We start from the raw sequence: 15,005 nt of genomic DNA, 5'->3' as shown, positions 1-15,005 counted from the left end.
ATCATGAAAAAATTACTTTCAATTATATTGATATGCCTTACGGCAATAAGCTACGCCCAAGACGGAGTAGGGATTAATACGAACACACCAGATGGGTCATCTGTATTGGATATTGTGTCCACAAGCAAAGGAATCTTAATTCCTAGAATGACTATAGTACAACGAGATGCCATCATTTCACCAGCCAATGGGTTATTAGTTTATCAAACCGACGGCGTTATAGGCTTTTATTTTTATGATGGGATCCTGTGGAGCACTTTAGAAGGTGTCCAAGGCCCAGCAGGAGATACGGGAGTAAATGGATTAGACGGAGCAAACGGAATAGATGGAGCAACAGGACCAGCAGGTTTAGACGGTTCAAATGGAGTTGACGGAGCAAACGGAATAGACGGAATAGATGGAGCAACAGGACCAACAGGTTTAGACGGTTCAAATGGAGCTGACGGGGCAAACGGAATAGATGGTGCAGTTGGACCACAAGGACCAACAGGTTCACAAGGACCAGCGGGTGTAGGTTCTTCAAATCCTGTAATTACGAAAAATACAGATTACACTATTCAAACAACAGACGGAACTGTTATATCTAATGCTACAACGGATATTACCTTTATATTTCCATCTGCATCAGCCGCAGGAGATGGGAAAATATTATATCTATATGCAATTACCAATACCTTCACGATTGTAGCAAGTGGATCAGATATTATTTATGATAGTGATGGAGCTGGGACCACGAAAACAGGTGTGTATTCAGGAATATTTATTAGTGATGGGTCAAATAACTGGTATCAACCCAATTAACTTACCTATAAAAAGTCTTAAACCACTACTCTGAAATAAATATATTTCAGAGTAGTGGTTGATTTTCTCGTATACAACATAAATTAGAAAACATTGGGTAACAATATATAACCAACACCATTTTACGACTATAAGAAGTGGCGTTGAGCCAATAGCAAGCTATTAAAAATATAGATACACTTTAAAACTAAGCGTTATTTCTTATGCAGTATTACCATTACTGCTATTTTACTTTTTACATCAAGAGTAGGGTTTGTTGTTTTAAATAGTTATAACGATATCTTTGTTAGTTCATTAAATTTATTTGCGCATTCTCAAAGTGATTTATACGTAGTGGTACGTATTATTTTGGACCCTTTATACGTGTAGGTTCACCTCATAGTAGTAATCTTCTAAAACAGTATAATTATGAAAAGAACTACGTTATTTAGAGTTGTTGTATGCATTAGTGCTTTGAGTTTTCTCAAGATTTATATATAGGCTCCGCCTTCTTTATAACCATACAACCAGATGCCATGCTATACATTAAAGACTTAGTCTAGAATCCGCTGTAGATTATACGCTACCTTATAACACTAGTTTAGATCGCTTGTCTGCACCTGCGACTACAAGTAACGTCGGCATAAATAGACAGTTTATTGTAATAACTGCTTTAGATGGGTATATAGTGACACTAATGTTTTAGTATGATAGCGAAGCGTTTTCATGAACACCTTATCAATAAATAGGATAATGTGAGTAACTTAATTCATAGTCTCGTAAGCAATCCTCTATAAATATAAAACCAATAGCGCCTTAAAAAAGAGCTATTGGTTTTTTTGTTTTTATGTCATTATTAGTAGTGCGTTGTTTATGGCTAGTTGCGTGTTTAAGCAATTGATTTACTAAATAAATACCAACCAGAGAAAAACCCATAGATTTTTGAGTACACCTAGAAACAATAACGAATAAAAATACTAGTTATTTAAAGCGTCGTTTTCGTATTTGTTATGGATCACTATTATTGCTAATCCAAAAAGAACAGCCACGACAATTAATATAGTACTAATTAATCCACTTACTCCAAATGACATTCGAATTAAAATTGTTGAAATGACAAATCCAGAGTTTCTAATGATCTTATGAAACTGATCTGTAGAAAAGAAGGAAATTAAAAGCAGGACAACATCTACCAAAATTAGTACCGTAAAGAATTGATCAAAGAATAGATTGTTAATACTTTCAAATGACGGCAATGTGTTAGAATACACAGAAATCCCTGTAGACCAATCGATAAGTGTATATAACGCGATAGCGAAAAACAGTGGCACCAAAATAACAGCAATTAATTTTTTTCTCTCCACAAATCTTTCAATAATAGGTTTAATTTTTGTGTCCTGTGTTGCTTTTCGTTTTCCCTGTTTTTGAAATAGAAATATTAAATAAAAGAGCAAAAGAGAAGCCACTAAATCATAAGTAAATTGAAGGTCTCCTTTTATTTCAAACCAATCTGCTGTAAGTTCTAAAGCCGATAAATCTTTAAATAACTTACGTATAATAATAAGTGTTATAATCTGATACTGTTTCGTTATATAAGTGGTAAACGACTTAGGTAGATAGTAAATTAAGAGATAAACCTCATAAATAAGAATAAAAGAAAAAGGGGTATATACAGCCGATATAGGATTCTTTAAAAGGTCTGAGTTTGACAGTAAATCTATAACATCAAATTTCATAAAATAGATTAGCGCTAAATGGATAAAAAAACTAAATATCGCTACTTTGAGAATGATTTTTTCTGTTTTCTCACGAGTGCTCTCCGAGAGTAGTTTATCAAACAGGAATGACACTATTTTATCTTTTTTAGTCATATCGACATATTTTGCCAGATGTGTTTATACAGGGTTAATTGCGTTGGCTGTAACGAAGTTAGTAAAAGAAAACCAACCTTAATAGAGTTCCTGAAATTTAAGAGGTATTTATTTTTTAAAGAGCACTTAATAGTTGATTATAGTCATACTGCAAATCTTCATGTAGGCTGAGTATCTTCTTTGTAATATCTTCCATATTGCGATCATACAAATTGGTTAATGTTGTATTGCGATGTATAGGCGGTGACATGGCTTTTAGCTTTTTACAAAAATAAAGGAGTAATTCAACTTCTGTCTCTTTATTGAGAGAATATCGAATGTACTTTTTAGTATTCCGTAGAATTTTACGAACACTTTTTTTAATATAGAAATAACTATTGGTATTCATACTTGCAAACTGCTCATCAATTTCGGCCTTTACTGTTTCTATATAACCTTCTTCACTATCTGCCTCAAATAATAAATAGGTGAGTAGCTCCTTGTTTTCTTTTTTAAAACGGGAGAGACGCAAACAGAGCTCTGCTAATTCCTCGTTTGATTTGTGTTTGAGTTCTTTTCTTATGGTAACTACTGAAACTGCTTTCATGAATGTATTAAAGTATTTTGTTTGAGCTAATCATTTATTTAAATCCGTCAATGCTTACCCGTAAATCAAGGTATCTTAAAAATGAATTTAAAATTAAACTTTTATGCCATTTATAACAAACAAAACACAAGAAGAAACAGTAGGTATTTTTTATGAAGATTATGGAACTGGTCAACCCGTCATATTAATTCATGGTTGGCCTCTTAGTAGAAAGTCTTGGGAGCACCAAGTTTGGAAAATCGTAGAAGCGGGTTTCAGATGTATTTCTTATGATAGACGTGGATTTGGGATTTCATCATCACCTTGGAATAATTATGATTATTCATCACTTACGGGTGACCTTAATCAATTAGTGAAGCAGTTAGAGCTCAAAGATGCAATCCTGGTAGGGTTTTCAATGGGAGGAGGAGAAGTTGTTCGGTATTTTACAGACTTCGGAAACGAGAATATCGCAAAGGCAGCTTTAATTAGTAGTATAATTCCTTTGGTCAAGAAAAAAGAAGATAATCCAAACGGTGTGCCAGCAGAAAATTTAAACGGAATCAAAGATGCATTAGAAAATGATCGCGTTGGTTTCTTAAAAGAATTCTCAAAAGGCTTTTATAATTATGATAATAATAAAGATAAGGTAAGTCAAGCGCAGTTGGATTATGATTTTAGTATTGCCTTGCATGCGTCACCAAGAGCAACCATAGAAACAGCAAAAGCTTGAATGCATACAGATTTTAGACCAGAACTTAAAAATGTAAATGTTCCAACATTAATTGTTCATGGAGATGCAGATAATACAGTGCCAATTCAAACTTCTGCGAAGCAAGCAGCAAAAGGAATCAAGGATAATACTTTAGAAGTTATTAAAGGCGCTCCTCACGGTCTAAACATCACGCACAAAGAAGAATTAAATAAAATTCTAATAGACTTTTTGAACAAGTAAAGTACATTTCAAAATATAAAATAAAAGCCATTTTCTATTTTGCACTACTCGTAAATGATAATTTATATTAGGCTCCTTTGCGAAGAAAAACTATTTTTTCATACCGTCAATAGAGAGTTTTCCAGCACCAGCTAAAAATATGACAGCAAATGCGATAAGGTATAATAAGGCCTGTTCTTTGGTGCCTAAATCATCTTTTGCATGAATCACAAAAGCAGCGACAAACATTGTAATTGCAGCTGGTAATGCCGCCCATTTTGTTTTAAAGCCTACAATAATTAAAATAGGAGCTAAGACCTCGCCAATGAGACATAAAATTAACGATGGTAATCCACCGATACCCATAGGGTCTGGAAATTCAGCTGCATTTGTTAGTTTTTCTATTTTAGGAATGCCGTGAGTTAGCATAAGTCCGCCAAATCCCAATCGCAGCACGAATAGCGCTAAGTCTGTAAAGTTTTTTTTCATAATATAATTAAGTTAGTTGCCTTTTAATAGGTTGACACTAACGGTTGCCATCTCGTTATTTGGAAATTTAGAAAAATAGTGCTCATCTGGATGTAAGCCTGCTTCTCTAGCTAGTGCATTAAATACATCCACTTCTAATATGTATTGGTCACTGTATCCATGTGTTGCATCATAAGCTGTAGCTGCTGTTTTTCCGACATTTTGAGCGACGAGATTTGGTTTTACGGTATGTAATTCTATCATTAACAAACCAAAACGTTCTACATAAGGTTTCCATTTTGTGAGATGCTCTAATAAAGAGTCTTCTACGACATTGTTTGATAATCGTTTGCCTAAACTTGCGTAAGCTCCAGTTGATTTACTAGTTCTTTGTGTTTTGGTTTTTGGTGTTTCCCAAATGCGATTGTGATCTAAAAATGTACGTACATTGAGTAAATCGCCTAGTTCTATATTATAATCTTCTTTTAAATCTTTGGCTAGAATATCTGGTCTGCCAATGTCTCCCCAAATCACTTTTGCCCAAATATCTGCTTTGATTAAATTGGCTCTCGTGACCTTTAGTGCTGCTTGATTAAAATCTGCTCCAACCAACAATAAAGGATGCTCATCAAGCATTTTGCCACGAAGTGTTTGATATTCTATCACATCAAATATATGCTGAATAAAAGCACCATTACCACAACCCATATCCAAAATACCTTTGGGTTGTTCGTCGATAGGCTTATTAAATAGTTTGATGATGACTTGATCGATAACCTTAAAATAGGTAGAGTGCGCACCACCACTTCCCCAAACATTCATTTCACGATGTACGTGTTTCTCTGTGTCTTCTGGTGAGGCGGTTTTCAGGATTTTTGCATTTCCGAAGATTAAATCATCCAAATGTACAAAAGTTGGCAAATATGAAACGGTAACGCCATAAGCACTAGCCCGTTTGGCGAAAAACAGACCTTCGTCTGTGAATTGATAGGTGTTTTTCTTTTTCTTGAACCATCCTAAATGAGCAAAGAAATCCAAGATTTTTTTGAAACTCTCAGGATCTTTGTGATACTCTTCTGCAGTAAATGAGGCATCCATAAAATACTTATGAAACAAACCGTTAACTCCTAAAAGCACAATAATTGGTGCAACAATAACACCTTCAATATGTTTTAGAATTTGATGTTCTACAGTGTTTTCTTCGGAAACATCCAAACCAAATTTCTGTTCATAGGATGTAAATACTTTTTCTAAAGCACTAAATGCATCTGGGCCAATACGCTCATCTGGAAAGCGCACAGAATACTTGAGTAGATTGACACATTGCTCGTACAACGGAACTAATTTAAAAGCCCTAGCGCTTACCTCATTAATTGTATAAGAAATTTGATTTGTTTTATGATCTAGATTTTGTATCAACCAACCTTGAGAACAGAGTACACGTAAAGCTACATTGAGATAACCTTCATTAGCGTTGAATGTTTTTGTCAACGTTTCGAGACGTACAGTCTTGTCTTCTAAAAGGTAATCTAAAATGCCTTTCTTGTATAAAGCATAGGCTGAAGTAGCAGTCGCAATACCATCTAAGTGTCTAAAAATAGTACCTCTTAGTTGTTCTTTATCTAGTTTTGAAAGCATAGTTTATTGTGATTTCCTATAAAGATAAAAAAATCTATCACTAGTGGGATAGATTGTTATTGATGATTCAAAGTTGAGCCACTATATGTATACTTTAAATTAAGATTGCTACTGTCATATAAGAAAACAAATAGGACATATACAGTGTTCGTTTTCCACAATAACTTTATTGTCAATACTGATAATAGTAGTTGTATCTACTACAAAATTATTCATTAATAATAGAACGCAATGACTTATGACGAATGGTTTCTTTGTCTTTTACTTCATAAGGTACTTTTTTTAGAATGTATTCAATAGCGTTTATTCTTGCATTCGTTTTTCTATTAGCTTTAATAATCTTCCATGGTGCATGTTCTTGAGTGTTTTCAAATATAGCCTCTTTATACTTTGTGTATTCGTCCCAAAGCACCGAAGCTTTTTGTCAATATTACTGTATTTCCATTTCTTAATAGGGGAATTTAGAATGTCTTTAAAGTGTCTTTCTTGTTCTGTTTTTGTAATAGAAAAGTAAAGTTTAATGAGATGTATTCCTGATTCTTGAATCATCTTTTCGAATTCGTTTATTTGACTCATGAAAAATTTATAATCTTTTTGGTACAAAAGTTATTTACTGGCTCTACAACTGCTTTGTTATTTCAACTTCTATCAAAGAAAACGATCTGACCAGCATAGGGAAGTTCCTAAATATATCTATTGAAATACCATAGGTTTTTTTTAACCTCGGTAGCTTTATTTAAAGCAACAATGTGCATGGCTCTTGGATTGAAGTGTTCTTTAAATCGCTTTATGGTACCGCCTTTACCAAACGCATCTCTTCCTTCAAAAATGATGGCTATTTTTTATTCTCTTTTTACACCCAACGTTGAAAGTTCACAAGTTTGGCTTGTAATGGTAACAGTTCCTGTTCATAATCGTATGTATCAATAACCGATTGATAACTTGGATTAGCATCTTGATGAGAGTTTAAATAGTTTAAAAGATTTGTATTGGTCTTAAGTGAATTAATAACCTCTTCTGTAATCATATAATTAAAGTTGAGATGTAACAACTAAAATTAAGAAATATAGAATAACTAATTTATGACATATGGCAGTTTATGAGATGTTTAAAACAGAAAAACCTTCCATTTTAGGAAGGTTTTTTATATTATTTAAAATAAGAAAGTTTATCTCAATCTTGGAAAATCAGTAGGACTCGCTTCGTGCATCACTTCGTAAACAGCTTCAAAAATATCTTCAGAAGATGGTTTTGAGAAGTAATCACCATCTGTTCCATAAGCAGGACGGTGAGGTTTTGCAGTTAAGGTTTTTGGCTGGCTATCTAAATGCTGATAACCGTTTTGAGTATTTAATATTTCATTTAAAATATAAGCAGATGCGCCTCCAGGAACATCTTCGTCAATGACCATCAAACGGTTCGTTTTTGAGACACTTTTTACAATATCATGGTTAAGATCAAAAGGTAATAATGATTGTACATCTATAACCTCTGCATCAATTCCAACTTCCATTAATTCTTTAGCTGTTTGTTCAATTATTCGCAGCGTAGAACCGTAAGAAACTAGAGTAATATCACTTCCTTCTTTAACTGTTTCTATAACACCAACTGGCGTTTTAAATTTGCCAATATTATTTGGCATTTTTTCTTTTAAACGGTAACCGTTCAAACATTCTATGATCAGAGCAGGTTCATCACAGTCTAAAAGCGTATTGTAAAATCCTGCAGCTTTAGTCATGTTTCTTGGCACGAGCACATGAATTCCTCTAATTAAGTTTATGATACCTCCTAATTGGGATCCAGAATGCCAAATACCTTCTAATCTATGACCTCGAGTTCTAATAATTAAAGGTGCTTTTTGCTTTCCTTTTGTTCTATACTGAAGTGTTGCTAAATCATCACTCATGATTTGCAAGGCATAGAGTATGTAATCTAAATATTGAATCTCGGCAATTGGTCTTAATCCTCGCATTGCCATACCGATACCTTGACCTAGAATTGTAGCTTCTCTAATACCTACATCTGCAACACGAAGTTCTCCATACTTTTCTTGAAGGCCTTCTAATCCTTGATTTACATCACCAATGTTTCCCGAGTCTTCTCCGAAAATTAAAGCATCAGGATAATTACCAAATATAGAATCAAAATTGTCTCTTATAATTAATCTCGCATCTACTAATTCTGTAATGTCGTCATAAGTTGGTTTAACTTCTTTAGCATGTAAAGCAGACCATTTCGATTCACTGTACAGGTGAGAACTGTATTTAGGCTGTACCTCATTGAAATAAGTTTTGATCCATTTTTGAAGTGCTGTCTTTTCGGTAGAACCTTCACCAACGAGGTATCTTAGTGTCTTTCTGCATGCAGAAAGGACATCTTTTCTTCCTGGCTCTTGAATATCTTTTAAATCATTAATGATTTTTGTAATAAAAACGCGGTTAGTACTCTTTTGTGCTGTAGCAGTAATTAAATTAATAGCCTCTACTTTCTCTTCTAGAACAGGTTTTAGAAACGCATCCCATGCCGCTTTTTTACCGTTTCGTACGTCTTTTTTTATGTTTTTATGAATAGTGTCTAGCTCTTCCTCTGTAGCTATGTTATTCTCCATCATCCAAATCTTCATTTGAGAAATACAATCGTATTCTTTTTCCCAATCTAAGCGTTCTTTACTTTTATAACGTTCATGACTACCAGATGTTGAGTGACCTTGTGGTTGAGTCAACTCAATGACGTGAATCATAACAGGCACATGTTCTTCGCGAGCAATACGCTCTGCCTTTTGGTAGGTTTCGATTAATGCTGTATAGTCCCAACCTTTAACTTTTAAAATCTCATAACCTTTGTTATCCTTATCTCTTTGAAAACCTTTTAGTATTTCTGAAATGTTCTCCTTTGTAGTTTGGTGCTTTGCATGAACAGATATACCATATTCATCATCCCAAACACTGATGACCATAGGCACTTGAAGTACGCCAGCCGCATTTACAGTTTCAAAAAACAAACCTTCGCTCGTGCTTGCGTTACCGATGGTTCCCCAAGCAATTTCATTACCTTTTATAGAAAATTTTGTGGTATCAATACCCTCTACGTTTCTGTAAATTTTTGAGGCTTGAGCTAATCCTAAAAGTCTTGGCATTTGACCAGCAGTAGGAGAGATGTCTGCACTAGAATTTTTTTGTTCTGTGAGGTTTTTCCAGTCACCTTTATCATCGAGGCTATGGGTTCCAAAATGTCCCCCCATTTGACGTCCAGCACTCATTGGATCTGCTTCTATAGATGTATGTCCATATAGCCCAGCGAAAAACTGTTGGATGGTGAGTTCTCCTATAGACATCATAAGAGTTTGGTCACGATAGTATCCCGATCTAAAATCGCCATTTTTGAATACTTTTGCCCAAGCGATTTGAGGGATTTCTTTACCATCACCAAAGATCCCAAACTTAGCCTTTCCTGTAAGTACTTCTCGACGACCCAGAAGACTACATTCTCTACTCGTCATAGCAGTTTTGAAATCATCCAATATTTCATCTTTGAAATCTTGAAAAGTCATATCAGAAGTGGCTTTGGTCATCGTTGTCATAGGTGTCTATTATTTAATGCAAATCTAGCTAAAATTTGCTAATGTAACAATGTTGAATATTGTTATAATACTGAGAATATGATAAAAAAAACACTAAATTCAATAATAATTGTTAAAATCAGTTAATATTTGTCCTTTTTATTAAGAATTTATTAATACCATTTTCTTCGGAAAAGTCCTAATAACGCTTGAGGATCTAATGTGAATTTAATTCTAATTCTTTGATCGTAACCAGGCTGACCGATTTCCCAACCTAGATTTGAGTATATGGGAAAGTACAATTCGAAATAATCGGTAACAAGATCTAGTTTTATACCAGAGTCATATACAAATACAGGATTGAACCCTTTGCTTTTTACGAGTCCAATATCGCCATAGGCTTCGATATATTTCCAAATTGTAGTACTTGCATTCGCTGTGGTCATCCATTGATTAGCAAAAGGTGTTTCTAATCTAGATTTAAAACCTCCTTCGGCAATAATAATTTGCTGACTAAAAACACCTGAAGCTTCAGAGCGACCTAAATAGTTGTAATCAAATAAATAATCTGTAGGTCTATCTAAGGCAAAGCTAAAATAATCTGAATTTAGGTCTGTGTTATTGTACAAGAACATTCCTGCGAATAAACGCAGGTTAAACTGTCTATTGCTTTCAGATAGTTTTCTGTACTCATAATTTAAAGCAATCTTTCCAAATTTCTCAGCAAATTGAACATCATAATACCACTTATAAAAGTTCACTAAACCTGGGTTGGAGTTTACATATCTTAAATTTAATACACTATAATCTGGTTCTAGTAAATCTTCTATGATTGCATTTTGTCCAACTTCTCTAGAGATATTAAGATAGCGTAAATTTAAAAACCTTGACTTATCAGATCTAAAGTCATCATTGTCTCTAAAAGATAGGGAAATACTAGGCGTAAAGATACTTACAAACGAATCTTCAGCAAAGGAGTTATATTTAGCACCCATGCCGTAGGACACATTGTAGAGATCCATATCTTCAATAAGATGTGAGTAAAAAACGGAACCGCCCCCTGTTAATGACTTTGATTTAGTAGCATATTGCGGCGAAAATTTATAATTTAAACGCTTTCTTAAAACAGTCTTATTATAAAATTTAGCACCTAATGTTAGTCCGTCATAAATATTATTAAATTCCACTAGAGGCATGAGGAATATTTGATTATAATAAGGATCTTCAACATCTTTGAAAAGTCTAAACTGGAAAGGTTTATTATTAAACAAAAAACCTTTCATTGACTTATAATTATCTCTTAAATTAAACTCTGGAATAGTATTATAATAGTTTAGAGCCAGTTTATCGATACTGTCTCTAGGAATAGTTACGCGTCTTTCTTTCCCAATATTTTCAAACCAAGATTTAGAAACAACAGAGTCTTTACTTAGTGTAAATAATGAAATAGGCATACTGTTATCTCGCTTGTTTCTTATTGTAAATTGTATAGAGTCATCAAATTTATGAACCTTATTAATTTTAAAATCTATCTTTTTTCTTGAATCTATATAATCTGTAAAAAACCAATTGATGTCTTTTGATGTTTTTGATTTTATAAGGTCTTGAAAATCTGTTGAACTCGTAATTTGTAGTTTGTAGTTTTTTAAATAATCTGAGATTACTTGTTCAACTACGTTAGCGTTTACAAAGTCATCTAAATATCTTAAGCCGATTCCTGCCTTATATTTTCCAGCGATATTGGCATTAAATTTTAATAATGAATCTTTCGATGTTGTTAATGGTTGGTCGAGATTAGTTCTTACCATTTGCATAAAAAACAGCATAAAATGGTCATTATAGGCTAAATCTGCAGCATGAAAAGAACGAATTCCCCAAAAATCAGCTAAAGTCCCTAATAGTTTGGTGTCTGGATAATAGGTTTCAACATATTTCATTAAGAAATAGATTTGAATCCCGTCCCTTAACCAATAATCTTTTCGAGGGTTAATTAATAATGTGTTTTCTAAATAATTGTTGAGTACTGTTTTTAAAAGTTTTAACTCGTACTGAAAATTATCTGAAAATGGACGAATAAAATCTGGTAACTGATTTAGTCCATATAAAGGATCTTTTTTGTAATCATTGTTAGTAATTAAAAGACGTTCGTGAGGATATTCTCCAAGGTTTTCTGTGATAAAACGTGTGATTTTATCTGTAATTATTGCTTTTTCTTCAGTAGGTATTCCTTTGCTAGATAAGTCTGAGTAAATGATAAAATCATCGGTTTGAACAAATTTAAATTCTGATAATCGCGATATTATCAAATGGGTGTTAATGCGATCTTTTCCGTATAAAAAAAATGTTTGCTTATCTTTATATTGTTTAATATCTATTGTATTAAGTTCACTTATAACTTGGTAATTGAGAGGGAATTCAATTTGAATCGTCATATCTGCTTTTGAGATATACAAGTCATCTAAATTTTTATTGCTATAATATTGCCATTCTCCGTTATAAACGGTAGGAGTGATGTACCAATACTTTAAATTGAAATCATTTTCTGGACTGATCCCATAACCGGTAAAATTATCATCAGGTAACACCACATCATAAGATAAAGTAATATCGTAAGATTGATTTGGTAATAAAGGGGTTTGAAGTTCTACTTTAACAACATCAGGAAATTCTTTTAAGTTCGCATAGGTTAATGAGGCGCCTAATTTATCTTTAATTTTAGTAATGACAGTGTAACCACGTTGTTCGCTTTTTGCAAAATGAAACTTGTCATTAAATTCTTCTGTAAATCGTTTTGCTAATGGAGTTTTTTTTGTAGAGTAAGAATTATTCCAATCATTGAGATAAATAGCAGATAAGGTATCATTGCTTTGGTTTTGATATACGATACGCTCATTTATTTTTATTGTTTTGGTCGCAACGTCAATTGATGCAACAAGGTCAATTTTATCTTGACCAATAGCCACGAAGCTCCAAAAGAGGAAAGTAATATATAAAACAGAATTTAGTCTCAATGGGTTACTACAAATTTTAAGGGTTTAAACTGAAATTTTGAACTTGTAATGTAATAGATGCCATTGCTCATTTGTGATGCATCTAAAGATATTAACGTATTATCTACGTCAACAGTTTTTAATACCTGACCCAAACTATTAAAAATAAGAAGTTCTAGATTGTTTTGTAAACTTTCATGTGCTCTGATTTTTAACACATTATCAATAACATTTGATCCTGAAATTGTGAGCATTTGTAGTGCATTAATTTCTGTAATACTCAACGATTGATTAGTTTGTAATTCTAATGTAACGGGTAAGTGATCACTAAAGTTGTATAGTGCATTTCGAACAGTAAATGAAAATTCTGGACCAGCACAGTCCGTAGAATTTATAGATTGGTTGTAACAGTCTGTATTTTCATTATTTCCGAAGACATCATAACTTCCAGCGATGAATGACAACTCTGGGTTGGTAGACATGTTTTCTGAAGTCATTATAAAATCAAAGCGGTCATCAAAACCACCTGAAGCTCCTCCAAGTCCAGTTTGTGTTCTCGTGGATTGCGTCATAACAGCGACATAGTTTGTATTGTTATGCCAGCTTCCAATACGATCTGCTGGATCAATAAAAATAATTGTATTATCAGTATCTATAAGTCTTTGAAATGCAGGCTCAGAGTCTGTATATACATTAAAATCTCCTGCGAGGACGACATTGCTATCTGCTGGAAAATCATCCAAATAAATAACTAGGTCTTCAACCATTTCTAACCTCGAGGCTTGGTTAGAACTTCCGCTAGAAGCTTTAAGGTGACACACAATTAAATCAATAATAATAGGAGTTGTAGCTTGCTCTATAGAATTTATTTTTAACTGATAATGATTAAAATCTCTATAAATGGACGTTACAGTGGCTTGACTCTCTAAAACGAACTTAGTGCTATCAAAATAAATCAATTGTTGAAGATCATTTTGATTACCAATAGTATCATCTGATGTGTTGAGCTCAAATGCAGCACGCTCATAATTTGGATTAATAGCTTGTAAAGAATTTAGAATAGTAGTTGCTCCCTCTTCATTATTGAGTTCACAGACCATAAAAATATCTGGCCTGTAGTCATCTAAAATTAACTCTAAAGATTCTAATCTATTAGGAATAGCATCTACCGATGGGAAATTAAGCACATTGTAAAACATGAGCTTAAAATCTGTTTGCCCAAATAGATAAGGGATAGAAATAGAACAGGCAAAAACAAATAAAAATAATTTCTTAATCATAGGGGTAACCGTGAAATTTTGTTTGTGAATTGGTTTAAACTTTGTGAATTTTGGCTTAAATAAGAGGTTTTATGATTAGTTGGGTCTTTTTTATAGTTTCGTTATGGAAGCCAAAAAAAAGAAAAAAAAACCAAAAAAAGTGCATAAAATCAATTTTGTAGCCAAAATTCAAAAAGTTTAAAAAAGTCCTAAATATGTAGTTTAGAAATTTGGTCTAAGGTCATACTTTTTATAGAATACGTCTAGTATATCGATAACCTCATCTGTAGAATCTACTAAATGAATTAGATCTAAGTCTTTAGCACTAATATTGCCAGCATCTAGTAAAGTAGTTTTAATCCACTCCATTAATCCTCCCCAAAAATCTATACCTAAAAGGATGATAGGGAATTTTTCAATTTTGTTAGTTTGTATCAGCGTAATCGCTTCAAAAAGTTCATCTAAAGTTCCAAACCCTCCGGGCATGACTACAAATCCTTGTGAGTATTTTACAAACATAACTTTACGTACGAAGAAATAATCAAAATCTAAACTCTTATCATTATCAATATAGGGGTTGTTATGCTGCTCAAATGGCAAATCTATATTTAACCCTACAGACGTTCCGCCAGCAATATGTGCACCTTTATTTCCAGCTTCCATAATTCCTGGTCCACCACCTGTAATGACGCCATAGCCATGGTCTACAATTTTAGTAGCCATTTCTTCTGCTAACTTATAATATTTATGATCTGGCTTAGTTCTCGCAGATCCAAAAATAGAAACACAAGGCCCAATTTTGCTTAGTTTTTCATAACCATTAACAAACTCACCCATGATTTTGAAAATTGCCCAAGAATCGTTTGTTTTAATCTCATTCCAACCTTTATGGTTTTGTTCTTTCCTCATATACTTTACTATTTATAATCGTGTATTTTTTT

The 15,005-nt window shown here is 33.3% G+C and carries 14 protein-coding genes and 1 pseudogene; 3 read left to right on the top strand and 12 right to left on the bottom strand.

Going from position 1 to position 15,005, the window contains the following annotated elements:
* Positions 1-3: 3 nt before the first annotated feature.
* Positions 4-801, top strand: coding sequence for a collagen-like protein (locus H593_RS20295; RefSeq protein ID WP_051229811.1), 798 nt, complete (start codon positions 4-6; stop codon positions 799-801).
* A gap of 956 nt (positions 802-1,757) precedes the next feature.
* Here H593_RS20295 and H593_RS0117415 read toward each other — a convergent pair.
* Both H593_RS0117415 and H593_RS0117410 read right to left on the bottom strand, forming a co-directional pair.
* The gene (locus tag H593_RS0117415) at positions 1,758-2,651 is read right to left on the bottom strand and encodes a hypothetical protein (protein WP_028873594.1); all 894 of its coding nucleotides are present in this window, start codon (positions 2,649-2,651) and stop codon (positions 1,758-1,760) included.
* Positions 2,652-2,766: 115 nt separating this feature from the next.
* A complete protein-coding gene (locus H593_RS0117410) occupies positions 2,767-3,237 on the bottom strand; it encodes a hypothetical protein (RefSeq protein ID WP_028873593.1) in 471 nt (156 codons plus the stop codon).
* 103 nt (positions 3,238-3,340) lie between these two features.
* Here H593_RS0117410 and H593_RS19665 point away from each other — a divergent pair, with 103 nt between their 5' ends.
* Positions 3,341-3,949: an alpha/beta fold hydrolase gene (locus H593_RS19665; protein WP_342663097.1), complete on the top strand. Its 609-nt coding sequence runs from the start codon at positions 3,341-3,343 to the stop codon at positions 3,947-3,949.
* Positions 3,950-4,171, top strand: a complete 222-nt coding sequence (locus tag H593_RS21555; protein ID WP_342663096.1) for an alpha/beta fold hydrolase — start codon at positions 3,950-3,952, stop codon at positions 4,169-4,171. It begins immediately after the preceding gene.
* 90 nt (positions 4,172-4,261) lie between these two features.
* Here the strand turns inward: H593_RS21555 and H593_RS0117400 are convergent, their stop codons facing one another.
* From H593_RS0117400 to H593_RS0117360, 10 genes and pseudogenes are all read right to left on the bottom strand, one after another.
* Entirely contained in the window at positions 4,262-4,639 is a 378-nt protein-coding gene (locus tag H593_RS0117400; RefSeq protein WP_037052877.1) for a DoxX family protein, read from the bottom strand.
* Positions 4,640-4,651: 12 nt separating this feature from the next.
* Positions 4,652-6,256 carry a class I SAM-dependent methyltransferase gene (locus tag H593_RS0117395; protein WP_028873591.1) on the bottom strand — a complete coding sequence of 535 codons (1,605 nt, stop codon included), beginning with the start codon at positions 6,254-6,256 and terminating at the stop codon, positions 4,652-4,654.
* 208 nt (positions 6,257-6,464) lie between these two features.
* The gene (locus H593_RS21455) at positions 6,465-6,668 is read right to left on the bottom strand and encodes a hypothetical protein (RefSeq protein WP_147231067.1); all 204 of its coding nucleotides are present in this window, start codon (positions 6,666-6,668) and stop codon (positions 6,465-6,467) included.
* A 62-nt stretch (positions 6,669-6,730) separates the two neighbouring features.
* Positions 6,731-6,805, bottom strand: a pseudogene (locus H593_RS21635) (hypothetical protein); the annotation flags it as partial.
* A 134-nt stretch (positions 6,806-6,939) separates the two neighbouring features.
* Positions 6,940-7,047 carry a hypothetical protein gene (locus H593_RS21630; RefSeq protein ID WP_390620511.1) on the bottom strand — a complete coding sequence of 36 codons (108 nt, stop codon included), beginning with the start codon at positions 7,045-7,047 and terminating at the stop codon, positions 6,940-6,942.
* Between the two features lie 62 nt (positions 7,048-7,109).
* On the bottom strand, positions 7,110-7,283 hold the full coding sequence (locus tag H593_RS20910; protein WP_157588933.1) for a hypothetical protein: 174 nt from the start codon (positions 7,281-7,283) through the stop codon (positions 7,110-7,112).
* A 141-nt stretch (positions 7,284-7,424) separates the two neighbouring features.
* Positions 7,425-9,836: an alpha-ketoacid dehydrogenase subunit alpha/beta gene (locus H593_RS0117380; RefSeq protein WP_028873589.1), complete on the bottom strand. Its 2,412-nt coding sequence runs from the start codon at positions 9,834-9,836 to the stop codon at positions 7,425-7,427.
* Between the two features lie 152 nt (positions 9,837-9,988).
* Positions 9,989-12,826 (bottom strand): gluzincin family metallopeptidase, encoded by a 2,838-nt coding sequence (locus tag H593_RS0117375; protein ID WP_028873588.1) that lies wholly within the window; start codon positions 12,824-12,826, stop codon positions 9,989-9,991.
* Entirely contained in the window at positions 12,823-14,085 is a 1,263-nt protein-coding gene (locus H593_RS0117370) for an endonuclease/exonuclease/phosphatase family protein (protein WP_028873587.1), read from the bottom strand. The genes H593_RS0117375 and H593_RS0117370 overlap by 4 nt, the downstream gene beginning before the upstream one ends.
* A gap of 201 nt (positions 14,086-14,286) precedes the next feature.
* Positions 14,287-14,973 carry an LOG family protein gene (locus H593_RS0117360; RefSeq protein ID WP_028873586.1) on the bottom strand — a complete coding sequence of 229 codons (687 nt, stop codon included), beginning with the start codon at positions 14,971-14,973 and terminating at the stop codon, positions 14,287-14,289.
* Positions 14,974-15,005: the final 32 nt, after the last annotated feature.

The organism is Psychroserpens burtonensis DSM 12212 (assembly GCF_000425305.1).
In the GTDB taxonomy this organism is placed as follows: Bacteria; Bacteroidota; Bacteroidia; order Flavobacteriales; family Flavobacteriaceae; genus Psychroserpens; species Psychroserpens burtonensis.
The sequence above is the reverse complement of the archived record's forward strand: the minus strand, read 5'-3'. Positions and strand labels throughout refer to the sequence as shown.

Coding starts and splice junctions, on each gene's coding strand:
- H593_RS20295 (WP_051229811.1), top strand. CDS start 4: ATGAAAAAATTACTTTCAATTATATTGATATGCCTTACGGCAATAAGC.
- H593_RS0117415 (WP_028873594.1), bottom strand. CDS start 2,651: ATGACTAAAAAAGATAAAATAGTGTCATTCCTGTTTGATAAACTACTC.
- H593_RS0117410 (WP_028873593.1), bottom strand. CDS start 3,237: ATGAAAGCAGTTTCAGTAGTTACCATAAGAAAAGAACTCAAACACAAA.
- H593_RS19665 (WP_342663097.1), top strand. CDS start 3,341: ATGCCATTTATAACAAACAAAACACAAGAAGAAACAGTAGGTATTTTT.
- H593_RS21555 (WP_342663096.1), top strand. CDS start 3,950: ATGCATACAGATTTTAGACCAGAACTTAAAAATGTAAATGTTCCAACA.
- H593_RS0117400 (WP_037052877.1), bottom strand. CDS start 4,639: ATGAAAAAAAACTTTACAGACTTAGCGCTATTCGTGCTGCGATTGGGA.
- H593_RS0117395 (WP_028873591.1), bottom strand. CDS start 6,256: ATGCTTTCAAAACTAGATAAAGAACAACTAAGAGGTACTATTTTTAGA.
- H593_RS20910 (WP_157588933.1), bottom strand. CDS start 7,283: ATGATTACAGAAGAGGTTATTAATTCACTTAAGACCAATACAAATCTT.
- H593_RS0117380 (WP_028873589.1), bottom strand. CDS start 9,836: ATGACAACGATGACCAAAGCCACTTCTGATATGACTTTTCAAGATTTC.
- H593_RS0117370 (WP_028873587.1), bottom strand. CDS start 14,085: ATGATTAAGAAATTATTTTTATTTGTTTTTGCCTGTTCTATTTCTATC.
- H593_RS0117360 (WP_028873586.1), bottom strand. CDS start 14,973: ATGAGGAAAGAACAAAACCATAAAGGTTGGAATGAGATTAAAACAAAC.